This window comes from Planctopirus sp. SH287 (assembly GCF_056500625.1).
In genome coordinates, this window is sequence record NZ_CM151403.1 from 3,675,010 (window position 1) to 3,700,579 (window position 25,570).

The following is a 25,570-nucleotide window of genomic DNA, read 5'->3' on the forward strand; positions in this document are numbered from 1 at the left end:
CTTGGGGTTTCATGCGTAGGAACGTCCTCCGTTGTCGGACTTAACTACCTGTTCAACCCTGCTTTTAAGCTTTGACAAGGCGCGAGTGATTTCAAGTTTGCAGTTCTCTGTACAGGGGTGCGCCAGTGATGGGATGCGCCAGTGACAGAAATGTGCCAGTGACCGGGATGTGCCAGTGACATGGAAAGTCTGACTCAGCTTGCACCTTATCTCTGGCGTGTTCGAGCCTCTTTGATTGGCTCGTCGATCGCGGCGGTCATGATTGCCGTCTTGTGGGCTACCACGCTGATGCTGTCATTTCCATTGATTAACGTGCTGGTGCATGGCCAGAGTCTAACGGCATATCTTGATCAGGAAATCGAGTCAGCACGCAGCAAATCGATCGCATATGAGTCTGAAGCAGAGCGTTACCAGGAGCAGATCGATCAGATTTCCGCCGATCACTCCTCGAAGGAGCAATCAGGGTTACTGAGCCGGCTTTCACGTGCTCGCCGGAATCTCATTGATTCTGACAGACGACAATTCTATCTCAGCTGGTTTCGGAACGGCTTTTCATCGTGGCTCCCTCAGAAAGCTTTCCCGACGCTGGTCATGTTGTTGATGACGCTCTATCTGGTCACTGCGGTCAAAGGAGTTGTCGTTTATTTTCAAGAGAATCTGGTCGGAAGTGCCGTTGAATCCTGTCTGCTGATGATTCGTCAGCGAATGTATCAGCATGTGCTGCGACTCGATTTCCCCACTCTGGGCCTGTTGGGAACGCCTCAACTGATGGCACGGTTTACGTATGACCTGTCACAATTGGGGGCCGGACTGGGACTGTTTGGTGGCCGCATGATTGCGGAACCGATGAAAATCGTGGCGATTCTGGCCTGCTGCTTTTTCGTTAACTGGCGACTGACAATGCTGTCGCTGGTTGTGGTTCCCCTGGGGGCGGTCTTCTTCGCGAAGTATGGCAAGAAGCTGAAAAAAGCCAATCGCCACCAGATGGAAAGCATGTCCCGGATTTTCGAGCAGTTAGAAGAGACCCTTCGCTCGTTTCGCACCATTCTTGCTTTTGGGTTAGAACGCTACCGTCGGCGTGATTTTCATAACGAGCACAAAGTGGCGTTTGCGCAGAAGATGAAAATCCTGCGGATAGACGCATTAGCCAGCCCAACGACCGAAATTCTGGCGACGATCGGAGCCTGTATCGCACTATTGCCTGGTGCTTATCTGGTGCTGAGGCAAGAGTCTGGAATTTTTGGAGTGCAACTTTCCGACGGGCCGCTGGATATCGCTGAACTGGCGTTGCTTTACACGTTGATGGGGGGGTTGCTCGATCCCGCGCGAAAGCTTTCCGGCGTTTATCCCGGATTGAAAAAATGGTCAGCCGCTTGTGAGCGGATTTTTTCTCTGCTGAAAACGACCTCGCGTGTCAAACAGGATCGGGATTGGAAAGAGCTGCCCCGGCATTTTGAATCGATTGAGTTTCGTGAAGTGACCTACACTCATCCCGTGGCTCAGGAAACAAATGATTCTCGGCCACCCGCATTGGATAAAGTTTCGCTCAAAATTCCCTTTGGTGAGACCGTGGCGATTGTCGGTGGGAATGGTTCCGGGAAATCAACACTGGTCAACCTGTTACCACGACTCTACGACCCGGAACATGGCATGGTTCTGATCGACGGGATTGATATCCGCCATACCAGCCTGGCGATGTTACGAAAGCAGATTGCGCTGGTTCCTCAGGAAACACAGCTTTTTCATCGTTCCATCGCGGACAATCTGCGTTATGGCAGCTTTCAGGCCAGTGATAAAGAAGTGGCCGACCTGTCTCGTGAGTTCTCGATTGATTCATTTGCCTCGCAATTCCCGGATGGTCTGGCAACTTCAGTGGGAGAGCGGGGACAACGTCTTTCCGGAGGGCAACGGCAACGTGTCGCCATGGCCCGTGCGTTCCTGAAAAATCCAGCGATACTGATTCTCGACGAAGCCACATCAGCGATTGACCGTGAGAGCGAACAACGCCTATACGAAGCGCTGGCTCAGCGAAAAGCCGGTCGAACAGTGCTGATTGTGACCCATTCCCTGAGCGACTCCCTACTTAATATGGTTGATCGGGTGGTCGTCATGGATCATGGTCAGGTGATCGCCAGTGGACAGCACGAAACGCTGCTGCGCAGTTGCCCTTATTATCGAAACCTCTATGCCGCCCAGAGAGAACAAGCCTATGCCGCTTGATTCAATACCGGCACGAAAGCACGACGATGCAAATCGTTCTTGATCGTGGTCAGATCAGTTTGAAGACAGAAAAATCTGGCCATCTGCGCCCGGGTGAAGTTCCGATTCAACTGAGCCTTGCGGGTGTTTGTGAAACTGACCTGCAATTGATGGCGGGGTACATGTCTTTCTCGGGCGTGCTGGGGCACGAATTTGTCGGTATAGCACAGGCTGGGCCTTTGGCCGGCCAGCGTGTGGTCGGCGAGATCAACTGCAGTTGTCAGGTTTGTGAATACTGCCAGCGTGGCCAGAAGCTGCATTGCCCTCATCGGACGGTGTTGGGAATTTTGAACCGTGATGGAGCATTTGCCACCCAGTTTTCACTTCCGCAAGAGAACTTGCATCGCGTCCCCGACAAGATCCCTGATGAAATCGCCGTGCTGACTGAACCGGTGGCAGCGGCTCTCCGGGTTCAAGAGCAGGTCGATCTTGAGGGAAAACGTGTGCTGGTAGTCGGAGATGGTCGCCTGGGGAGTCTTTGTGCGGCAACACTGCATTCCAACGCCAAAGCCTTGACAGTTGTGGGCAAACATCAGTCCAAGCTGGAATTCTCGCGTCAATTGGGGCTGGAAACGTTTCTTGTCTCCGAGTTACCAAGCGGGCGAAAGTGGGATGTTGTGATTGAAACCACAGGCCGACGCGAAGGATTGGGGTTTGCTATTTCTTTGGTGGAACCCGAGGGCACTCTGGTGCTGAAAACCACGGTCGCCGGGGAACATCAGCTGTCGCTGGCATCCCTTGTGATCGATGAAATCCGGGTGATCGGTTCACGGTGCGGCCCCTTCGCCAAGGCCCTCCAGTGGTTGGAGACACATGGCGAAGTTTTGCGGCCACTGATTGAACAGATCTATCCGCTGGCTCAGGGATTGGAAGCTCTGGCCCATGCACAGAAGCCCGGCACACGCAAAATTCTTCTCAAGCCCTGATTCATACCGGGTGTTCATACCGGAAAATTGCTGCTAACGGACGCTATTTTGTCGCGACATTGTTTGTCGTCACGTTGAACGTTTCGGGAGCCTGGCCTTCCACCTGAATGGTGAATTTCTTTCCGTCTGGTTCCACGCTCGCTTTAATAAAGTGGCCTTTGCAGTCGGCGCTGTCGCTGGAGTTGGCGATTCGATGGGCGGCCGGCTGGAGATGATCGGGCAACTGAATATTACGATGTAATTGATACTGGGCTTTCAGCGACGGAATTTTCCCCAAAGTCTCCAGGACATCTTTCGCTCCTCCTTTGGTCGGGCCATTACAGGTGACAGTCACCACAGGCTCAATGGCTTTCACAAGCACCGGATTGTTGCTGACGTTCAGTCCATGGTGTGTCACCATGAACAAATCAACTTGCCCCACAGGGTTGTTGGGGGACATCAGCCGATGTTCTGTGTTCCACGTCAAATCACCACAGGTTAAAAAAGCGAAATCGCCGAGTTTGAAGAGAATACTCAGGCTTTTTGCGTTGTCAGAAGTGTCTTCAGGCTTGGCGACATGTTCGCCGGCAAAAGGATTGGCCGGGCCGTTGTTGGCGATGGTTTGTCCACTTCCGGTCAGCACCTGAGCGGTCAATTGGGGCGATGACGAATCTTGGGAGTTAGCGGCGAATTTCAGTTCATCTCCGGGAGAAAGTGCGACCGATTTGTTTTGTGTCGCGGCGCGGTAGAGGGCAATCCGCTCGGGGAAGCCTTTGTCATCTGGCAAGCCGTCTGGAATCCCGCGATCGAAGAACTGCTTCACCGGGATCTGGCTGACAAGGGCGGCATGATTTCCGTAGTGATCGAGATGCCAGTGAGAAACGATGGCCTTGTCGATCTGTTGACGGCGTGCGATGTCTTTAGTCACACGCAAGATCCGCTGAAGATCCCGCCCGCCGTAATCCGGGTAACCAGAATCAATCAGAATGGATTCCCCGTCAGGCGTCACCAACAGAGTGGCCGCTCCGCCTTCGACATCAATGAAATAGATGTCGAGCTTTTTGTCGGTTTCGTCGGCGATAACAGAACTCCCGCCCGCGATTGTCAATGTGATGAATGCCGCAAGGACGCGAGAGTTCCCCATGGCCCGGCAAAAGAGAGAAGTCAAACTCATTCTCAACCTCAAAAGCTGTTGTCTTTCCGGCGATGTCTCTGAGCCGGTAAAGTTTCAAAAGCAGTGCAACAACACGAATCAACAGTGGTTGATTTATCAGAGCGTGTTGCGAGCCATTTCGCCACTGAGTCATTGAAGTTGAAGCCTGAGTGCCGTGTCACGGCTTTGTCTTCGGGTTGATGTCGCCGCAACGTCCTCCGTTGTCGGACTTAACAACAGAAGATTCCCGAATTTTATACTTTGACAATGCACTGGGTCATGAAATGCCGGATGAAAGTTGACCTACTTGCATTATCCAAAGTTGTTTTTCAGCAGGGCTTCAACGCTGATTGATGGAGGACGCCAGGCAATTCCTGTTTTTTTAGTGAGCTTTACCGATTGCAATCATCCATTTTCCCCTCTCTTTCGATTTCCTTTCGTAGAATTGATAAGGTCGAGTGCTGATTTTCATTGTCGTCAAAATTTTGAACGGCAGCGGATCGTTGTGATGGGTGATTTGCGGTGGCTTTGGAAAAATGTTTGTGGAAAATCGGCAGTGCAGGCGATGAACCCATGCAACTTTTCCGGGAAATCAAACTTCACCCCAACTTCCTGTGTTGCAAAATTGCCAATTCTGATACGTTGAGAGCAGGTATTCTCGCCAAGGTCTTAATTCTTGGCCCATGTCGGGCTGAGTTGCCAGTTTGAAGCATGACCCGGGGCTTTGAACATTTTTGGCGAGCCGGGATCCCCCATGAAGTGATCGAGATGAGTCCTTCTGACGCCTTGCTGGCTACTCCTCGCCCCCCACGCAGTTCCTCCCCTGATCCTGCAATGATCCCTTCGGCAAATAGCCCTAACTTTATGTCGCCTCCTCCGACGCCACCGCCATCTGCTTCATCCACTTCCGGTTCATCTGTGAACGGCCAGACGGCCAGTGATGCCGGGGTTGTCAACAACGGAGCCGCTTCCAATACCGGGCTGTCCGTTGCTTCCGGCGATGCTCTCAGTCGCGATGAAATTGCCCGCGGCCTGGAGAATGTCGCCAGTTCCAGCCCCTCCTATGTGGAGTCGCTGTATCAGGAATTTGTGAAGTCGCCCGAGAACGTCGACCCTGCCTGGAGGGAATACTTCCGGCAAATTTCGGAAGTCGCACGCCAGGCCCCTGAGCACGAAGCCAGTTTCTTCCGCGCTCCCACAATGGGCGACACCAAGGTCGTCTCACCGGTTGAGCTGGAAGCGGCGATCCTTCAGGAACGCGTCGATCGTCTGATCCGTAACTATCGGGCGATGGGTCATTACGCAGCGATCATAGACCCGCTCAGTCAACCACGGGAGCCAATTCCCGAACTCGACCCGGCCTCCTGCGAATTCAGCCCCAGTGATCTGGATCGTCAGTTTTCGACGGTCAGTTCCAGCGGGCCGAATGTGCGCACATTGCGCGAGATCCTCCAGTGGCTCCGCAATACTTATTGCCGTTCGATCGGTGCGCAGTTCATGCACATCGACAACGTGAAAGTTCGCGAATGGCTGCAGGATCGCATGGAAGCGTGCGAAAACCGCATTTCCCTTACCGTTGAACAACAGAAACGAATTCTCAAGCGACTCAGTGATGCGGTTGTTTTTGAAGACTTTATTCTGCGAAAATTCCAGGGAGCCAAAAGCTTCTCTCTGGAAGGGGGCGAAACGCTGATTCCACTGCTGGAGTTGGCGATTAACAAATCGGCCGAACATGGTGTGGAAGAAATCATCCTCGGGATGGCTCACCGTGGCCGCCTGAATGTGCTGGCCAGTATCATGGGTAAGCCGGCTCGTGCGATCTTCCGTGAATTTGCCGACCTGGATCCCCAGATGCATCTGGGGCGCGGTGACGTAAAGTATCACCTGGGCTACAGCAACGACTACGTCACGGCTGACGGCAAGAAAGTTCACCTCTCACTCTGTTTCAACCCCAGCCATCTGGAGTTTGTGAACACAGTGGCGTTGGGTCGCGTACGTGCCAAACAGGATCGCCGCAACGATACGGCTCGTCGCAAGACGATGGGCCTGCTGATCCACGGTGACGCGGCTTTTGCCGGTGAAGGGATCACCCAGGAAATGCTCAACCTGAGCGAACTGGAGTCGACCAAGACGGGGGGAACAGTCCATGTGATTGTGAACAACCAGATTGGTTTCACGACACCGCCGCATCAGGGACGCTCCACATCTTATGCAACCGATGTGGCCAAGATGCTGCAGATTCCGATCTTCCATGTGAATGGGGAAGATCCTGAAGCCGTGGCTCAGGTGGTGGAACTGGCGATGGGCTTCCGTCGTGAATTCCAGCGGGATGTTGTGATCGACATGTACTGCTACCGGCTGCGTGGCCACAATGAGCAGGATGAACCACGATTCACAAACCCCGGCATGTACAAGGCGATTGATCGCCGCCAGCCAATGCGAGTCACCTATTCCAACCATCTGACGAAGTTGGGCGGCGTGACACAGCAGGAAGCCGACGAACTTGTTTCTCAGCATAAGTCGCAACTGGAATCCGAGTATCAGGTGGCAACGGCTTCGGATTACCAGCATCGCTGGGAGCAACCCAATCAGTTGTGGAAGAGTTACCGTGGAGGCAATGAAGACATTGCTCACGATGTTGCCACCGGAGTTCCTGTTCCCACATTGATGCAGTTGCTGGAAATCCAGACGCAACTTCCTGATGGTTATAAGCCTCATCCAAAGATTCAGAATATTCTCGATCAGCGCAAAGCCATTGCTCGCGGAGAAAGGCCGGTTGACTGGGGTGCGGCAGAAACGTTGGCCTATGCCTCATTGCTGGTGGCCAAGCATCCGGTGCGACTGCATGGTCAAGACTGTGAACGCGGCACATTTGCTCATCGTCACGCCGTGGTGCATGACATTGAAACGGGTGCCAAGTACGTTCCGCTTCAGCATCTGGCCGCCGATCAGGCGAAATTCTTTATCTATAACAGTGCTTTGTCGGAAACCGGGGTTCTCGGCTTCGACTATGGTTTCAGCCTCGACTGCCCCGATGGTCTGACTGTCTGGGAAGCTCAGTTCGGTGACTTTGTCAACGTGGCTCAGGTGATCATCGATCAGTTCATCGCTAGTGCCGAAGACAAGTGGAATCGGTATAGCGGTCTCACGATGCTGTTGCCACACGGTTTTGAAGGGGCAGGCCCGGAGCACTCCAGTGCTCGTCTGGAACGTTTCCTTGAAGCCTGTGCCGAAGACAATATCCAGGTCTGTTATCCCACCACAGCCGCTCAGCTTTTCCATATGCTGCGCCGACAGGTGCTGCGTGCGTGGCGCAAGCCGCTGGTAGTGATGACACCCAAGTATTATCTCCGCTCACCTGCCGTGGCGGCGACTTTGGAAGAGTTGGCGACGGGATCGTTCCAGCGCATCATTCCCGATGTTCTGAACAACCGACCCGATACTGAAGTGAAGCAGATCTTGCTTTGCACCGGTAAGGTTTATCACGAATTGGCGGCCCGTCGTCAGGAATTAGGGCGGAATGATGTCGCGATCGTTCGCGTCGAACAGCTCTATCCACTGCCCACGGCTGAGTTGCAGAATCAGTTAGCTCGCTACGCTCCCCAGACTCCTGTGACCTGGGTTCAGGAGGAGCCGGAAAACATGGGCGCCTGGCGGTTTGTTCTGGCACAGTGGGGACTCAATGTATTGAAGCCACATCATTTGCGGTGCGTCAGTCGCCCCGCATCGGCCAGTCCAGCCACCGGATCGAAAAAGAGTCACGAAATCGAACAGGAACGGTTACTGTCCGAGGCATTTGGCAACTAAATAATCATGAGATTGAAGCGGACTCAGCCAAAGATGGTTAGAGTCCGTTTCTCATAAAAATACAGAACTGATTTCCAGACTTACAGATATTGATTGAGACATTTTGTTAGGTCGACCTCCGATGTACGAGGAATCGGCCTGTCCGCTTCAGACAATAGATCCATGTCCAAGAGGGAAGGCAAGAGGCTGTCATGCCGGTGGAAGTGAAAGTCCCCAGTTTCGGCGATTCGATTGTTGAAGTCGTCATCGGGCAGTGGTTCAAAAAAGTGGGCGATACCATCGCTCCTGACGATGAACTGGTGGAAGTCGAAAGCGAAAAGTCGACTTTACCCATCGTGGCGACTCACGGGGGAGTGCTCCAGGAGATCCTCGCTCAGCCCGGCGAAACGATTGCCGTTGGAGCGGTTGTGGCTCGCCTGGGAGATGCGGGAGCTGCTGCGCCTGCTGCCCCATCAACTCCGGCACCGGCTGCTGCGGCCCCTCAATCTGCTCCATCGCCACAACCTGCACCGGCCTCAACGGCTGGCAATCCGATTGTCATGCCGTCGGCTGCCCGCGCCCTGGCTGACAAGGGTTTGTCTGCCTCCGACGTCACTGCCAGTGGCCCTGGGGGACGGTTACTGAAAGAAGACGTGCTACGTCATTCTTCAGCACCAGCCGCTGCTCCAGCAGCACCTGCACCGGTGGCTCCAGTACCTGCCAAGCCGGCAACGGCTCCTGCCAATGTGATTGCCACACCCGCTCCTGCTGGGGAGCGCGTCATTCGACGCCAGCCACTGACGACGATTCGTAAGCGAATTGCCCAGCGACTGGTCGAAGCCCAGCATAATGCGGCCTTATTGACCACGTTCAACGAAATCGACATGTCGAACGCCATGGCGCTTCGCAAAGAATATCAGGACAAGTTCGTCGAGAAGTACGGCATCAAGCTGGGCTTCATGTCGTTCTTCGTGAAGGCTACGATCAATGCGTTGCTAGCCTATCCCGCCATTAACGCGGAAATCCAGGGCAACGATGTCGTCATGCACGACTATGTTGACATGGGGATCGCCGTGGGTGGTGGCAAGGGACTGGTTGTTCCTGTGATTCGCAGTGCGGAAAAGCTCTCGTTTGCTGAAATCGAAATGTCGATCAACAAGCTGGCCAAGCGGGCGATGGAAAACTCACTGAAGCCGCAGGATCTGGAAGGTGGCACGTTCACCATCAGCAACGGCGGTGTTTACGGCTCACTGCTGTCGACACCGATCGTCAATCCCCCACAAAGCGGCGTACTGGGGATGCACTCGATCCAGGATCGCGCGATGGTTGTCAACGGCCAGATTGTTGCCCGTCCGATGATGTATGTGGCACTGACCTATGATCATCGCATTGTGGATGGCAAAGAAGCGGTCAGCTTCCTGAAGCGAATCAAGGAATGTGTTGAAAGCCCACTGCGCCTCATGCTGGAAGTTTAGCGCCGTGTCACGGCTTTGTCTTCGGGTTGATGTCGCCTTAAGTCCTCAACAATAGGACTTAATAACAGAACAAACCTGAATTTCAAACGTTGACAATCGACAAACAGGGCAATCACATTGCTCTATAAACAAGGGAGTCCAGTGATGACTGGACTCCCTTTTTCTATGCGCATTATGCATAACTCAGTGCGTCATTGACTCATAAGCATTCCCATTTGAAACAGCATTCTATGTGCCATACTTGCAGCTTTGGACAAGCATGTTTTTGAGATCATCAACGCGCTATTTCAAGTTGCGATTCGTATGAGTACAGCTAACTTGTGGCACCCTGGGAGGGGCATGGGGGGGCACAAAGAACCACTGGGAAGGGGCCAAGGGAAATATACAGTGTTTTTGTCGAGATTGTGTATCCGAATCGTCGGAGTATAGTCACACCCACTGCTGCCTTAGCCGACGACGGATGGTCAGCGAAGGTTTCAAGTTCTGAAAACACATGAAAAAGGAATGACTCTCATGGCTACAATCGCTGCTCCTGTCACTCAGATGCCAGTCTCCGCTGTCCCAACCGCTCAGATCAATTGCCTCACCGTACCGAAGTGCAAGATCACTCTCGAAAAGTGTGCTGGCGGCATGAAGATGATTTGCAAGTGTGATGACGAAGTCACTTGCAGCATGATCCAGGCCCTTTGTGCTCAATGCGCCGGCTGCTTGTGCAGTGTCTGCTGCGTGCAAAATGGCAATTGTGTCTGCTGCTGCAACATGACCATGTGCAAATGCACTTGCGAAATGACTGCCGATGGTTGCTGCATCACCTGCACTTCGGGCGATGCCGAATGCTGCAAGATGATTCAGGCTTGCTGCGATCAGTGCTGTGCCTTGATGGCTTGCGGCTGCACCTGCTGCATCTGCCTCAACGGGATGCCTGTCTGCTGCTGCTAATGCCGCGTCAAATCTGAAAAATTATCGCGATACGGTTCAACTGCGTTAAAAGCCGAGTTGAAGAACAATGAGAGCCGGTGGCTGGTCAAGCCCCCGGCTCTCATTGCGTTCAGGAGGAGGCGTCACGATCGCGACTCAAAAGATTGGCAATAAGTGTCGTGACCGTTTGAAGGAGAGAGTGCCGTGTCACGGCTTTGTCTTAGGGTTGATGTCGCCGCAACGTCCTCCGTTGTCGGACTTTACAACCTGTTCAACCCTGCTTTTCAACTTTGACAATGCAAGAGTCATCAAGTGCAGTTAATCATGCTGATGTCATTTCGGGCAGAGAACGGCCATCGTTGGTAGCACGCCCCTCCATCTTGACTGGTTGGAAGCCTGATTAGTTGAAATTGGTTCCGGCGAGTGCTCCTTCCAGAACCTTGCGATTCCTGACTTGCCGTCGAGCCGTCAAAAGAGCGGCTTCATAGATGGGGATAGCCCACGCGGGGATTGCCATCGAGTCCGACTTGGCTTGTCCTTGGAATTCTGAGTCAAATCCAGCGGTCGCATTCCACCGTTGCTCCCCTTCTGGCAGACAACAGCCCGCACCGACACTTTCGAAAGAGCGAGAGATTGTTCGCTGTTCGAAGAGGTTCATCGATGTCAGTCGGTTGTGGGCCATGATCAATCAGGTGCTCCGTTTTTGCTCGAGAAGTTAAGGCGACGAAATTATCATCGACTCAGTGGGTGTATCGACTTGAACTCTATGTCGAGAAGTGCCGAAAAACAAGGGCGATTTTTGACGCTGGAAGAATGGGTAGTTTGAGTGAAGCGTTTTACAAAAAAACAAAAAGACGTAACATGATATTTCATAATAAGATATGACATACGTTTTGATAAAACACTATTCTTTCTCTTTTCAGGAAAAATAAAACACGATAGTAATGGTGATATTATATTTCCACCCGAGGGAGAAGACGAGTGAAGCTCTCACGCAAAGCGGATTACGCGCTTCGGATTCTGATCACGCTGGCGAGCCGTTGCGGTGAGGGGCCTATTTCACTTACTGAGTTGGCACGGCTCAACGATTCTCCCAAGCGATTCCTCGAACACATCGTGCTGGATCTGAAATCACAGGGCTGGATCGACAGCTCTCCCGGCCGAAATGGTGGTTACAACCTGGCCCAACCTCCTGAACAAATCACCATGGGTCAAGTGGTCAGATTCTTTGATGGCGTGATTGCTCCCGTAGGATGCGTCTCAACTTCACGGCACCGCCCCTGTTCACAAGCGAGCATCTGTCGATTCCGACGGGTCTTGTTGGAAATTCGCAATTTTACCACTCGTTACCTCGACAACATGACGCTGGCGGCACTGACAGAACTGGAACCTGTTGATGACCAGGAAGTTTTTGCCTTGGAATTGGCCGGTGGAGATGGCATCTAACATTGTTAACGGATAGCTGCCTGGCCTGTTATCAGACTTTAGTCTGCGCTCCTGCCTTGATGTTCTCATAATAATGTTCTTCTGATGATCCATAATAGAAGTGATCGCGCCATGGCCTACGGAACGATATTTCCCGACATCACGACCACCGTGGGTAACACGCCTCTGGTACGAATTCGTCGCCTGATTCCGGAAGGTCATGCGACCGTGCTGGCGAAATGTGAGTTTTTTCAACCCTTGGGGAGTGTTAAAGACCGGATCGGAAAGGCCATGATTGATGCTGCTGAAAAAACTGGCCTCCTGACGCCCGAAACGCACATTATTGAGCCTACCAGCGGAAATACCGGAATTGCGCTGGCGTTCCTGTGCGCGGCCCGAGGTTACCGCCTGTCGCTAACCATGCCCGAGTCCATGTCTGTTGAACGACGAACACTGCTTAAAGCATTGGGGGCTAATCTTGTGCTGACTCCCGCAGCGGAAGGAATGAAAGGGGCGATCACCAAAGCCCATCAGATGGTCGCGTCAGAACCTGGCGCGTGGATGCCTCAGCAATTTGAGAATCCCGCTAATCCCGCGATTCACGAGGCAACAACTGGCCCGGAGATCTGGGAAGATACTCAACACAAGGTTGATGCCATTGTGGCCGGCGTCGGGACAGGGGGGACAATTACCGGCGTGACCCGTTATCTCCGGAAGTTCAACCCTCAGTTCCAGGCGATTGCCGTAGAACCGGTGCACTCGCCTGTACTGAGTGGCGGTTCTCCTGGTGTTCATAAAATTCAAGGGATCGGGGCAGGCTTCATTCCCAGGAATCTGGACACGCGACTGGTGAATGACATTGTGACAGTCACCAATGATGAAGCCTTCGAGTGGGCCCGTCGACTGGCACGTGAAGAAGGCTTATTCGTAGGCATCAGCAGCGGGGCCAATGTTTGCGCCGCAGCCAAGGTGGCCGCTCGTCCCGAATTCGCTGGAAAGACAATTGTCACTATTTTGTGCAGCACTGGAGAGCGATATCTCTCCACGCCTCTATTTGATGACTTGCGCTGATTGATCGAGTCTTTCTTGTCCTGCTTCTGAACAAAGGCATTCGTCGGGGAAGCGCAGATTGCCCGTCTGAGAGTGACCTGCCTGCAGAAAAGCACAAGAGGCAAGTTATCGGCGAACAACGGTTCGCAGAGTGACACAAGTTGAGCGTCGTTTCCCCCTGTAGGCCAGCCCACAAGGTTCTAAAGACCTCGTGGGAGAAATCGTTGGTATATGGAGAGGCAAACTCTGGTCTATGATTTCTTGAGAACCTTTCCTTTCGCCGTACTGGGGGCGCTCATGGTCGGTTCTGCGGCACCGTCCAGTGGGTCTCCCACTTGAATGGAGTCAAGTCGTTTCAAGCCGTGTGTCACATACTGCTCGCTGACATCAAATCCGAAATATTCCCGGCCCAGCTTTTTGGCAGCAGCCAGCGTGGTGGCACTTCCCGAGAAAGGATCAAGCACGGTCTCGCCCGGATTTGAGCAGAGCCGGATGATTCGCCCAAGTAATTGTTCGGGCATCTGGCAGCCATGAAATCCTTCACGTTCTTTAAACGTGCCAGCCACTCGCGGGAAATACCAGGTGTCTTCACCAGCGGTAAATCGGTCAGCGAGATCTTGCGGCCTCAAAACCCATGTCGCGCTCGTCTGCCGCGCCATGTCCTCGACCGTCGGAGGGATAATCCAGGTGTCGTCGGGAAGCCGCCCTTTGGGATTCGCACGTTTGTCGGCGTAAACCAGTTGACGAGCCGATGGGATCCGGTTTTCCAATTCTTCCGAACGGAAGGTGAATTTCAGCGGATCTTTCACAAAGTAAAACAGATGGGCGTGCGAGCGAGTGAATTTGGTTTTGCAGTTCACGCCAAAGGTGTAATACCACACCACCCAGCTACGAGTGCGAAATCCGATTTTCTGTGCCGCCACTTTCAGTTCAGCAGCATATTCATCCCCAATCGCGAGCCAGAAAGTGCCATCAGGTTTAAGAACCCGGTGAATCCCGCTGATCCACTCTTCGCACCAGGAGAGATAGTCCTGACTCTGTTTGGTATCGCTGTAGACATCATAAGAATATCCGATGTTGAACGGCGGGTCGGCAAAGACCAGATCGACCGAACCTTCAGGTAACTGGCTCATTCCCTGAATACAGTCACCCAATTTTAACGCGCTCAAGGGAATTTCCTGATTTTTTGAATTGAACAGAAAACAGTCTCAAAAGGAGACTTGGCAACAGCGATTTCGATTAGAGTTTCTGCTGACAGACCCCAGAAACGATCGGGGAAGATGGCCGCCTCGTTACAAAGCTAACGAGAAAAACAAGCAGAAACTCAGCATTCTGGCCTAGTCAATCCTTGCCGCCCTGAATGAAGAATTCAACCAGGCCCGCAAGGAAACATTTGCGATGAAAGGGGATTTCAGGCAAATTGCATGGCATTTCAGAAGGCTGGCCAGGGAAAAGAGTTTAACGACTTTTTCTGGAGACTGGACTTGCTCGTGGCATTGACAAATTTTTTTCGCTAGCATTCTGGCTGCCAGCCAACACAAAGAATTGTGGCCGACCACGACTGGCTTCGGTTTGCCACTCAGACTGATCGATATTGGTAACGCATGATGAGCGGCGATGGTGAAAACAAACCCGTGGATGAAGTCGTCTCGGGAGAGGCGGCCCAGCCTTCGGAAACTGCCAGTCCTCCGGCAGCACTTAACGAATCTGAAGTTCAGGCAGTCGTTGCGGCCGGTGAGCCTGTGAGTGATCTCACGCCACCCCCGGAAATGCCTCCTGCAGAGCTGGCCACAGAAGTTGCCACTGAAGAGGGGATGCCTGATGCTCCTCCGGAAATTGCAGCGTCTGAATCTGCTGGCGAAGCAGAAGTGATCCCGGCAGCGGAAGACTCTCCGGCTGTGGTAGACTCCCCAGCAGCGGAAGGCACCCCGGAAGCGGAAGCTCCTGCTCGACGACGTGTGGAACTCAATCCCACCGTGGCGGGAACTGACGCGCTGGCCATTCCCACCTATGCCGCTGAAGGTCAGCCTGTGGGTGTTCCGCAAGCGGCGACCATTCCTAACGCCGCTCCTGTGGAAATCCCGCGAACCGAGGATCTCGATCCTGCGCTGGAAGCGGAACTGGCCGCCGCCATGAGCGTCAACACCCCAACGATCAAGGGGGCGAGTGAAGTTGTCGGAGGGGGTGACCATCATACGGTTGCCGCCCAGATCACTTCTGAGGAACAGCTTGTTCCCGGAATGAAGCTCAAGGCCAAGGTGCAGTCGGTTTCGCCAGAAAACACCTTTGTTGACTTGGGATTCCGCGTACCGGGAATGCTGCCCACCCGCAACTTTCCTCAAGGCAAGCCGCCGCATGCGGGTGAAGAACATCTCGTCATCGTCGAAAAGTACGATGCCGAACAAGGGTTGATTCACGTCAACCTGACAAAGTCGACCCGCCGCGCTCGTGGCAACTGGGATGAACTCCAGAAGGGTCAGATTGTCGAAGCTTATGTCACTGGCGTGAATAAGGGGGGGCTGGAAGTTGCTGTCGGCCAGATCCGCGCCTTCCTTCCCGCCAGCCAGGTCGAACTGGGCTTCGTGTCGTCGATGGATTCGTTTGTTGGCAAAAAGTTCCCTGTCGAAGTGACAGAAGTGAATCCTGCCAAACGAAATCTGGTGGTCAGTCGCAAGTCCATCTTGATTGCCGAGCGGAAGGAAGCTTCCGCCAGCTTCTGGGAAAAGGTCGAAGTGGGGCAACAGTTCAATGGAACCATTAAAACCATCAAGGACTACGGCGCGTTCGTTGACCTGGGTGGCGTTGACGGCTTCCTCCATGTGGGTGAAATGAGCTGGACACGCATCAAGCATCCCAGCGACTGCGTGGCTGAGCAGCAAAAAGTCGATGTTGTCGTGCTCTCGCTTGATCGCGAAAAGCAGAAGATTGGCTTGGGGATGAGGCAGCTTGTCCAGAATCCCTGGAACGCAGCACCTGAGACCTATGCGGTCGGCAAGAATGTTTCTGGCAAAGTCACCCGCATTACAGATTTTGGTGCGTTTGTCGAATTAGAACCTGGCGTTGAAGGGATGATCCACATCAGCGAACTCGACTACAAACGAGTGAAGCGTGTGGGGGATGTCTTGCGTGAAGGTCAGCAGATCGAAGCTCAAGTGCTGGAAATCCAGCCCGAACGGCAGCGAATCAGCCTTTCCGTCAAGGCTCTCAAGCCCAAGCCTGATATGCCTGTTCCACCCAAAGATGAAGATCTGTCTCCCGGCAAGGGACAGCAATACGAACGCAAACGGAAAGAACCGTTGCGAGGGGGAACTACCGGGAATACTGGTGCCACAGGTCTGTTTGGTGACCCCGGCGCTTTCCGCTAAATTTTGAGAACACATCAGCCCGGTTGAGAATCCTCTCTACCGGGCTGATTTCTTTGACAAGCGGTTTGCTTGGACAAATCGCTCGCGTGTTTGTCTCTCAGCGGGAAAGCGTCGCGTCTGAAGAGACTTCCGGCTCTGCTTTTCCCGCATAAAAAGTGACTTGGGCGCTCATTTCCGGCTTCAGAAAAACACCCTCTTCGTCAGCAGGAACCTGAATGACCACGCGAACGGGGATGGCCCCTTTAGCGCGGTCAGCGATCGGCATCAGTCGGGAAACGACACCCTCGTAGACGCGATCGGGAAACGCTTCCGAACGAACTTTACATTTCTGGCCAGCAAAGACCTTAGAGATATCCCGCTCCTGAATGGTCAGGTCGACTTCCAGCTTTGACAGGTCAGCCAGATCGCACAGACTAAAAGAGCCATTGAAAGCCACGGGGTTGACGATGTTTCCCTCTTCGGCATTTTTCTTAAGAATCGTGCCAGAGATCGGTGCTGTAATCGTGCAGTTATCAAGCCGCCATTTTGCCCGTTCCAGTTCTGCAATGGCTCTCCGGAGGTTGGCTTCGCCTTCCAGTTTACGCTCCTTACGAAAGCCGTCTTCCATCAATTTGACATTAGCTTCCAGCCTCAGCGCTCGTTGAGCCTGTGCCAGCAATTGCGACTCGGAATCTTCAAATTCCTGCCGATTGAGAATCTTCTGCCCAAAGAGTTCTGCATTACGGCGAAAAGTCTGCTCAAGCTGTTTAAGCGTTGCTCGCGCCTCGCCCAATTCGGCCTGAGCCTGAGCAATTTCTTCTGGTCGATTCCCTTCACGAAGTTCTGCGAGTCGGGCTTCAGCCGCCCCCACATTTGCAGCCGCCCCTTCATAGTCGGCCCGATATTCTGTCGGTTCCAGCTTTGCGAGCACAAAGCCCTTCTCGACGCGTGTCCCTTCCTTGATGTTCAGCTCAATGATCCGGCCACTCACCTGAGGACTGACCAGAATCTGCTGCTCGGGAATAATATAGCCTTGGGCAGCCAAGACCATTGTGTTGGGATCAACAGTCCCAGCCACCAGAGCCGGCTTATTTGTCTCATTCTTGTCGCTTGAAGTCGTCATCGAAGCAGAGGTGCCTGATGTTGCCGAATCGTTGTTCTGATCTGCTGTAGTTAAGGCAGGAGACGCAGCTGGTGCCCCGCCGATCTGATAGACAAATGAATATAAAAAAATGAACACAAACCCTGAAATAGATAACGTGGTGATCAGCCAGGCAATGGATGTGGAAGCATTGATTCCTGACCGCGGAGGCGGGGGTGGTAGCCGCAGTCCTTGCACGCGTTCCGCCATGGCTGCTGTGGTGCCTGCGGGGGCGGCTTGTCGGCCAGAAGCTGCACTGACAGGGGAAGAGATCGATTCCATGCTGAAAGAACCTGCGGAGGCAAGAGAAGGGAAGCACTTCAAATCTGTTCCCACAAGATCAAGAGAGCCGCACCTCTCGATTTTGTGGAAGCCGTCTTAATCAAAACACGACGGAATGGATCAGAGAAACGGCTTACCACTCCTCATTATCTGTTATAGCCCGTGCTGCGAGGGAAAGGGAGTGGCGAAACGGAGAACGAATGGAATGCCTTGGGTTTGTTGATGGGACTCTCTGATTGATGAAGTCTTGGTTTTCTGAATGCAGCGGAGAAAATCGCGAGCAACAGCGCTACACTTTGTTGAGATCTGCATCCGACAAAGTCCAGACTCGTGGCCACGATGAATTTTAGTGAGCCACACCGGCTACCAGCGAATGCACAGGTATTTCTCTTAGAGCCATTTATGACCGCTTCAGATAAGACTTCCCGATCAGAAATTGTGATTCGCGGCGCGCGGGAGCATAACCTCCGCGATGTCAGTTTGACGCTGCCCAAGAACCAGTTGATTGTGATGACAGGCGTCAGCGGTTCAGGGAAAAGCTCACTGGCGTTCGACACGCTCTATGCGGAAGGCCAGCGGCGATATATCGAGTCCCTTTCGACATATGCCCGGCAGTTTCTGGGTTCAATGCCCAAGCCGGATGTGGATTCGATTACGGGGCTGGCTCCGTCGATTTCGATTCAACAGAAAACAGCCGGTCGGAACCCTCGCAGCACGGTCGGCACGATCACGGAAATCTACGATTATCTCCGTGTGCTTTATGCCCGCGTGGGTGAGGCGAAATGTTATAAGTGCCAACGCCCGATCACATCGCAGGCCCCGGAAAACATCGTTGAGCAGGTGCTGCTGCTTCCTGCCGGTGTGAAGTATCAGATCCTCGCTCCTCTGATCCAGCGGCAGAAAGGTGAGTTCAAAGACCTCTTTATTGATCTGCTGAAGCAGGGATATCTGCGAGCACGCGTCGATGGGAAATTCATTTCTCTCAGCGACGATCTGCAATTGGATAAGCAGATGAAGCATACGATTGATGTCGTCATCGATCGGCTGGTAGCAGGAAAATCGACACGCCAGCGAGTGGCCGAAGCGGTTGAAAACGCTCTCAAACTGGCCAATGGACAGTTGATCGTTCTTCAGGAAGCCCCCGAAGAAATCTTGTCAGAAGCCTTGAAGTCGGCCGCTTTGAAAGAGGATCAGGACGAGGGCGACGTTCCTGACGATGCCGCTCCTAACGAACAATTCTTTGCCACAGCCTATGCCTGCACTCATTGCGGCATCAGTTACGATCCTCCCTCTCCTCAGTTGTTCAGCTTTAACAGTCCGCAAGGAATGTGTCCCGATTGCAACGGCCTGGGAATGCGGCACGATTTCCTGCTCGAGCGGCTGATCCCTGATGAAACAGTGTCGATTCAAAAAGGTGCTCTGGCCCTGATCGGCAAGCTTTCAAAACTGGGCCGCTGGCGAAGACATCTCATCGATGGTGTCGTGAATGCCATCGAGAAAAAGGTCGGGATGAAGCCCGAGACCTTTGTCAAAACCAACTGGAACGAACTTCCCGACGAGGCACGGGATCTGTTTCTCAATGGTCTGGGAGAGCAGCAGATCACCTTCAGTTTCAAACACTCGGGGGGCGTGTGGAAGCATGGCGGGAAGTACACCGGATACGTCAGTGAACTGCTGGAAGAGTACCGCAAAGCCAAGAATCCGATGCGGCGAAAACAGCTTGAAAAGTACATGGAAGTCATTGGCTGCACCACCTGCCACGGCTCCCGCCTCAACGGGCAGGCCAGCAACTACTTCATCACCAGCAAGTCGTTTATCCCGGTCATCGACGAGTTGCCAGAACCTGTAAAGCCTTCTCGCAAGAAGGGAGCCAAAGCGAAAGCCGTAGCGGTTCCCACTGCCATAGCAGTTCCCAAAGCGGCAAGCGAAGGACGGACGGCCTATTCGTTGCCGCAAGTCTGCTCTTTGAGCGTGAGTGAAGCGTATGACTTCTTCGATGATCTCATTCTCAGCCCGACATCGATGATGATTGCCGATGAGGTTCTCAAAGAAATTCGCGGGCGTCTGGGATTCCTCCTGCGCTGTGGTCTGGATTACCTCGCACTCGACCGGACAGCCCCGACGCTGAGCGGTGGCGAAAGTCAGCGAATTCGTCTTGCGGGACAGATTGGCTGTGGATTGGTGGGAGTGGTTTACATTCTCGACGAACCATCAATCGGCCTCCACCCGCGCGACAATGAGATGCTGCTGGGTAGCCTCGAAGACCTGCGCGATCAGGGGAACACCGTGATTGTCGTCGAGCATGATGACGAGACGATGAAAGCCGCCGACCATATCATCGACTTCGGGCCAGGCCCCGGTGTACGCGGTGGACGCGTGGTTTCTGAAGGTTCGCTGGATGACCTGCTGGCCAATATGGAGAGCGAAACAGGGGCCTATCTTTCCGGGCGAAAACAGATCGAAATTCGCGAAAACCGGCGAGAAGGTCTTGGCCAATCAATCTCGATCAAAGGTTGTACGCACCATAACCTCAAAAATGTGGATGCCGAGTTTCCACTGGGGAAATTCATCTGCATCACAGGAGTGTCAGGGTCGGGGAAGAGTTCCCTCATCAACGACATCCTCTGGCCGCTGCTCAATCGTGAAATCAACATGGGGGAAGGGACTCCCGGCGCCCATCAGTCCTTCGCGAACCTGGGGCTAGTCGATAAAGCGATTGATATTGATCAGTCACCCATTGGCCGCACGCCACGATCCAACCCGGCAACGTACGTCAAACTGTTTGATCTGATCCGTGATCTCTACACACAATTGCCTGAATCGAAGACACGAGGATTCAAGCCGGGGCGTTTCAGCTTTAATGTGGAGGGCGGACGCTGTGAAGCCTGCGAAGGGCACGGCTCAAATAAGCTGGAAATGGATTTCCTGGCCGATATCTGGGTGACATGTCCTGTCTGTCAGGGACGCCGGTTTAATAAGGAAACGCTGGAAGTCCGCTTCAAGGGCAAGAGCATTGCCGAAGTGCTCGACATGGACGTTCAGACGGCCCTTGAGCATTTCGAGAACCTGCCCAAGATCAAGAATCTGCTGCAAACGCTGCATGATGTGGGGCTGGATTACATCAAGCTGGGACAACCCTCGCCCACGCTCTCCGGGGGGGAAGCCCAGCGAATCAAGCTTGCTAAAGAATTAGGAAAGCGCAGCACAGGGAAGACGCTCTACATCCTTGATGAACCGACCACTGGCCTGCACTTTGTGGATATTGCGCACCTGCTCCGGGTGCTGCATGGCTTCGTCGATGCCGGCAATACGGTCATTGTGGTTGAACACAATTTGGATGTCATCAAGACCGCCGACTGGGTGATTGATCTGGGGCCGGAAGGGGGCAAAGGGGGCGGACGCATCCTGGCTCAGGGAACACCGGAAGAGATCGCCCGTTGCTCGGAATCGTACACGGGACGGTTCCTCGCACGGGCACTGGAAGCCAGCGGCCGTCATGTGACGGGTGACTCTGTGGTGGGGATGCAGCCAGCCTCAACCGCCAGTGGAGGTAAGGGCAAGAAGGGATCGAAGAAAGGTCATCAGAATGTTTCTGCCACTCCGAAGAGCGTGGCTCGTTCACTCCCGGCGCCGGCAACGAACGGCGCATCAAAAGCCAATTCCAGCCGCTGGCAATCGGCCCCTGCATTAAACCAGCAGGGCAATACCGCTCAGACCAGCATCGTTATTCGTGGTGCTGCTCAGCACAACTTACAGAAAATCAGCCTGGATATTCCCCGCGATCAGATGAGTGTCTTCTGTGGGCCAAGTGGCTCAGGCAAGACCTCTCTGGCCATGGACACACTCTATGCCGAAGGACAGCGGCGGTATGTCGAATCGCTCTCGTCCTATGCCCGGCAATTTCTGGGACAGATGCCCAAGCCGAAGGTGGAGCATATCCACGGATTGCAGCCTTCAATTGCGATTGAGCAGAAAACGGTTGGCCATACGCCCCGTTCGACGGTCGGCACTACAACCGAAATCTACGATTATCTCCGCGTGCTTTATGCCCGGTTAGGAACGCAATACTGCCCTGATTGTCGCATCCCGGTGAAATCGCAGACAACCGACGACGTGATCGACAGCCTGATGGCTTTGCCGGAAGGTTCACGTGTGCTGGTGCTGGCACCGCAGGAAGTGACGGTCGGGCAGCAATACGCCAAAGTCTGGGAGCGGCTGCGCGAGCAAGGCTTCAATCGCGTACGTGTGGATGGCACAACGTACCGCCTGGATGAAGTTCCCGAAATCGATCGGCGGCGCAAGCATGTCGTCGAGATTGTCGTCGATCGCGTCACGATTGCGCCGACGGGGCGTCGTCGTCTGGCTGATTCCGTGGAAGCCGCCTTCGATCAGGGGAAGGGAGTCATTCGAGTCGCGACAGTCGATGACGACAAATCGGAAACGGCGTGGAAGGTTCAACCTTACAGCCTCTTCCGCGCATGCAGCAATTGCAGCCGCAGCTTTGAAACACTGGCCCCCCACAACTTTTCATTCAACAGCCCGCTGGGTTGGTGCGAAAGCTGCGAAGGACTGGGGACACAGCAAGGGACAAATCTGGTGGCCTTGATTGGCGATCCCACGCGCACGCTGCGCGAAGGGGCGATCTCTGCCTGGCCCGATCCCCGGCAATCTCCCCAGATGCTGGAATTACTGGAAGCGCTCAGTCGAGAAGCTGGCTTGCCGCTGGACACTCCGTTTAATCAACTGGAACCCGCTGAGCAGCGACTTGTTCTCTATGGTGCTGACGAGCAATGGTTTACCGTTTCTCATGCAGTAGCCGGAACAACCAAAGCGAAATCCAGAGGAAAAAGCACGCCCGGAGCCGGGTCGGTGAAGTACCGCTTCCAGTATAAGGGGCTGTATCCTTCGCTGGAGGAAGCCTCGCGGGTGTCGTATTCCTACCGGCAGATACTCTTCGATCTCATTGGTGAAGTTCCTTGTAGTTCGTGCAGTGGCAGCCGGTTACGGGAAGATGCTTCGGCTGTCCGATTGCAGGGAAAATCGCTCCTGCAGCTTTGCGAACTGCCACTGAATAAAGCCCAGGAGTTCCTGCGAAGCCTGACGTTAAATGCCTCGCAGAAAAAAATTGCGGGAGACCTGCTGGACGAAGGCACCGGGCGTCTTGATTTTCTTGTCGATGTCGGGCTGCACTACCTGACGCTCAGCCGAACATTGCCGACACTTTCCGGGGGGGAAAGCCAGCGAATTCGCCTGGCAGGTCAGTTGGGTCGGGCGCTGACGGGTGTGCTGTACGTGCTCGATGAACCCACGATTGGATTGCATCCCAGCGACAACGGCCGGTTGCTCCGCGCGCTGAAAAAGCTGCGCGATCTGGGAAACACCGTCGTGCTGGTGGAGCACGATCGCGAAGTCCTCGCCGCGGCTGATCGGCTCTACGACTTTGGGCCGGGTTCAGGTCGACTGGGTGGTCTGGTCACAGCTCAAGGGACTCCCCATGAAATGGAAGAGAATGATGCCTCATTGACAGGGAAATTCCTGTCAATGAAGGAAGACATTATCGTTCCGACAGAACGTCGAGTCGCTTCGCGATTTACGAACTCCGATGAATCCAAAGCTTCTGGAAAGAGCGCCTCCAGGAGCACCGGTCAACCCAAACGAAAAGCTTCCAGTAAAGTCGAAACTGTTCCAGCACCAGCACCAGCGAAGCTCCGCCACTGGCTGGAACTGCTGGGGGCAAGGCAGAACAATTTGCGGAATGTTGACCTTCGCATTCCACTCGGTACGTTGACCGCAATCACTGGTGTTTCTGGCAGTGGCAAAAGTTCGCTGGTGACAGATACGCTGGCCCGTGCCATTGCCCGCAAATTGCACCGCGCGAGCGAGCAGCCGGGTCCTTATGACGAATTGCTGGGACTGGATTTTCTCAGCAAGCTGATCGTCGTTGATCAACAGCCCCTGGGAAGCACACCGTCTTCCAATCCGGCAACGTACACGGGAGTGTTCGAGCATATTCGCGAGTTGTTTGCCCACTTGCCGGAATCTAAAGTGCGCGGGTACCGGCCGGTTCGCTTCAGCTTCAATCGGGCTGGCGGTCGCTGCGAAGTGTGCGAAGGGAACGGACAAAAGCTGATTGAGATGCACTTCCTTCCCGACTTGTGGGTCGAGTGCGATACCTGCCAGGGCCGCCGCTATAACCCGGAGACACTGGCTGTCAAATTTCACGGAAAGAACATCGCCGACGTACTGGAAATGCCGATCTCTGAAGCCGTCAAACTCTTCGAGAGCTTCCCGAAAATTCGCGGCCCGTTGACTGTGCTCGATGCGATTGGCCTGGGTTATTTAACATTGGGCCAGCCGGCGCCCACCCTTTCCGGCGGTGAGGCTCAGCGCGTCAAGCTGGCGGCGGAACTCGCGCGGCCCAGCACTGGCAGCACGCTCTATCTCCTGGATGAACCAACGACAGGCCTGCACTTCGACGATATCCGCAAACTGCTCAAGATTCTGCAAAGCCTCGTGGATTCCGGGAACACGGTGGTGGTCATCGAACACAATCTGGATGTCATCAAGACCTGCGACTGGATTGTTGATCTTGGCCCGGCAGCCGGTAGCGAAGGCGGCTATATCGTGGCCACCGGTACGCCGGAAGACATGGCTCGAATGGCCCGGGGGGAAACGCCGTCCGATCAACCGGCTGTCGCCACCATTGCCGGCGTGACGCTCAAGTCACTCACCGCCGAGTGCCTGGCGCCGGTGCTGGAAGCCAGCCGCAAGGGAGCGAGAGAGATCTTTGACGCCAAAGCAGCTCTCGCTCGCCGTCGCGATGATCTTGATCTCAAGGCGCTCGGCAAGAACTCGAAAATGCCATGGGAAATCGATGGCCAGAAGTGGCATCTGGTGGATCATCTGGCGAATTCGGGGCGACCATCCCGATGGCCGGTGGCGTTACTGGAAAAGATTTTTGACCCTCTGGAAGCAGAGCCACGCCTCTCCGTTGCCTGGAACGACCGCAGTGTGATCGAAGCCAAGGCCAAAGGGATTCCCAGCTGGTTCGTCCATGCATTGACCGGGGATGAATGGCTGTTGCAGGTGAAGTTCCGAGTTGCCAAAGGAACGTTCGATCAGGACGAGTTGAGTGAGTCGTTGGGGCTTCTCGATATTGATGATCTGGATGAACTGCCGATCTACAACCGGGCAGAGCGTGTGCGGGTGCGCCAGATTGCGGGCGGATTACAGGAAGTGATGATCTCGCTCGCGAAGGTGGAGGATGCCTCCTCGCCGGCCTTTGAGAGCTTCTTTAAGGCGGCTGTGGAAAGTTATCTGGCACTGGGTGAAAAGGGACTGGGTGAAAAGGAACTGGCGACCAAGCCTGAAGATCTGATGCCCTGGAAAAAACTGGGACGCAAGTGGCATTTGCTGCGCAAGGGCTTTCCTGTGGGAAAAATCTCCTGGGAACCTGCCGTCGCAGAAGCGCTGTTTGAATTGATGGAGTCCACTTTTCCTGACACAGAGATTGACTGGACAACGAAAACGCTGGTCAAGTATCGGCTTTTTCCGGCCAAGGCCAAAGCGGGCGCGAAGCCACGCGAACTGGCCAACATCTTTACCAAGCTGACAGAGAGCCTTGATCTTGAACTCTTCAGCCCCGGCCCATCAGCAGGAATAGCCACCATCACCATGGAGGAAATCCGCGATTTAGGGGAAAGCCTTTCCATAGGAACGGACGACGACCGATCACAAATCGTCAATCTCTCTTTCACAACCGTCGATCAAATGAAATCGCCAGCACTGTTAAAGCTGCTCAAGAAAATTGCCGGGTTATAGACCCGGAAGCG

At 54.1% G+C, this 25,570-nt stretch carries 13 protein-coding genes; 9 read left to right on the top strand and 4 right to left on the bottom strand.

What is annotated here, in order from left to right; all coding sequences use genetic code 11:
• The first annotated feature begins 180 nt into the window (after nucleotides 1–180).
• Both SH287x_RS13635 and SH287x_RS13640 read left to right on the top strand, forming a co-directional pair.
• Entirely contained in the window at nucleotides 181–2,220 is a 2,040-nt protein-coding gene (locus tag SH287x_RS13635; RefSeq protein WP_479514866.1) for an ABC transporter ATP-binding protein, read from the top strand.
• A 26-nt stretch (nucleotides 2,221–2,246) separates the two neighbouring features.
• Nucleotides 2,247–3,185: an alcohol dehydrogenase catalytic domain-containing protein gene (locus tag SH287x_RS13640; protein WP_479514867.1), complete on the top strand. Its 939-nt coding sequence runs from the start codon at nucleotides 2,247–2,249 to the stop codon at nucleotides 3,183–3,185.
• A gap of 43 nt (nucleotides 3,186–3,228) precedes the next feature.
• Here the strand turns inward: SH287x_RS13640 and SH287x_RS13645 are convergent, their stop codons facing one another.
• A complete protein-coding gene (locus tag SH287x_RS13645; RefSeq protein ID WP_479514868.1) occupies nucleotides 3,229–4,338 on the bottom strand; it encodes a ComEC/Rec2 family competence protein in 1,110 nt (369 codons plus the stop codon).
• Between the two features lie 747 nt (nucleotides 4,339–5,085).
• On the opposite strand from SH287x_RS13645, the gene SH287x_RS13650 reads away from it, so the two are divergent.
• The 3 genes from SH287x_RS13650 to SH287x_RS13660 all read left to right on the top strand — a co-directional run bounded on the left by SH287x_RS13650 (nucleotide 5,086) and on the right by SH287x_RS13660 (nucleotide 10,534).
• Nucleotides 5,086–8,124 (top strand): 2-oxoglutarate dehydrogenase E1 component, encoded by a 3,039-nt coding sequence (locus SH287x_RS13650; RefSeq protein WP_479514869.1) that lies wholly within the window; start codon nucleotides 5,086–5,088, stop codon nucleotides 8,122–8,124.
• A gap of 191 nt (nucleotides 8,125–8,315) precedes the next feature.
• Nucleotides 8,316–9,578: a 2-oxoglutarate dehydrogenase complex dihydrolipoyllysine-residue succinyltransferase gene (gene odhB, locus SH287x_RS13655; RefSeq protein WP_479514870.1), complete on the top strand. Its 1,263-nt coding sequence runs from the start codon at nucleotides 8,316–8,318 to the stop codon at nucleotides 9,576–9,578.
• A gap of 833 nt (nucleotides 9,579–10,411) precedes the next feature.
• On the top strand, nucleotides 10,412–10,534 hold the full coding sequence (locus SH287x_RS13660) for a hypothetical protein (protein ID WP_479514871.1): 123 nt from the start codon (nucleotides 10,412–10,414) through the stop codon (nucleotides 10,532–10,534).
• A gap of 362 nt (nucleotides 10,535–10,896) precedes the next feature.
• Here SH287x_RS13660 and SH287x_RS13665 read toward each other — a convergent pair whose 3' ends face one another.
• On the bottom strand, nucleotides 10,897–11,178 hold the full coding sequence (locus SH287x_RS13665; RefSeq protein WP_479514872.1) for a hypothetical protein: 282 nt from the start codon (nucleotides 11,176–11,178) through the stop codon (nucleotides 10,897–10,899).
• Nucleotides 11,179–11,477: 299 nt separating this feature from the next.
• Between SH287x_RS13665 and SH287x_RS13670 the strand changes: the two genes are divergently transcribed.
• Entirely contained in the window at nucleotides 11,478–11,942 is a 465-nt protein-coding gene (locus SH287x_RS13670; RefSeq protein WP_479514873.1) for an RrF2 family transcriptional regulator, read from the top strand.
• A 111-nt stretch (nucleotides 11,943–12,053) separates the two neighbouring features.
• Nucleotides 12,054–12,992, top strand: a complete 939-nt coding sequence (gene cysK, locus SH287x_RS13675; protein WP_479514874.1) for a cysteine synthase A — start codon at nucleotides 12,054–12,056, stop codon at nucleotides 12,990–12,992.
• Nucleotides 12,993–13,222: 230 nt separating this feature from the next.
• Here cysK and SH287x_RS13680 read toward each other — a convergent pair whose 3' ends face one another.
• Complete coding sequence (locus tag SH287x_RS13680; protein ID WP_479514875.1) at nucleotides 13,223–14,140, bottom strand: DNA-methyltransferase; 918 nt, start codon at nucleotides 14,138–14,140, stop codon at nucleotides 13,223–13,225.
• Nucleotides 14,141–14,575: 435 nt separating this feature from the next.
• Here SH287x_RS13680 and SH287x_RS13685 point away from each other — a divergent pair, with 435 nt between their 5' ends.
• Nucleotides 14,576–16,336: a 30S ribosomal protein S1 gene (locus tag SH287x_RS13685; protein WP_479514876.1), complete on the top strand. Its 1,761-nt coding sequence runs from the start codon at nucleotides 14,576–14,578 to the stop codon at nucleotides 16,334–16,336.
• 97 nt (nucleotides 16,337–16,433) lie between these two features.
• Here SH287x_RS13685 and SH287x_RS13690 read toward each other — a convergent pair whose 3' ends face one another.
• Nucleotides 16,434–17,738, bottom strand: a complete 1,305-nt coding sequence (locus SH287x_RS13690) for an HlyD family secretion protein (RefSeq protein WP_479514878.1) — start codon at nucleotides 17,736–17,738, stop codon at nucleotides 16,434–16,436.
• Between the two features lie 402 nt (nucleotides 17,739–18,140).
• On the opposite strand from SH287x_RS13690, the gene uvrA reads away from it, so the two are divergent.
• Nucleotides 18,141–25,559, top strand: coding sequence for an excinuclease ABC subunit UvrA (gene uvrA / locus SH287x_RS13695; protein ID WP_479514880.1), 7,419 nt, complete (start codon nucleotides 18,141–18,143; stop codon nucleotides 25,557–25,559).
• Nucleotides 25,560–25,570: the final 11 nt, after the last annotated feature.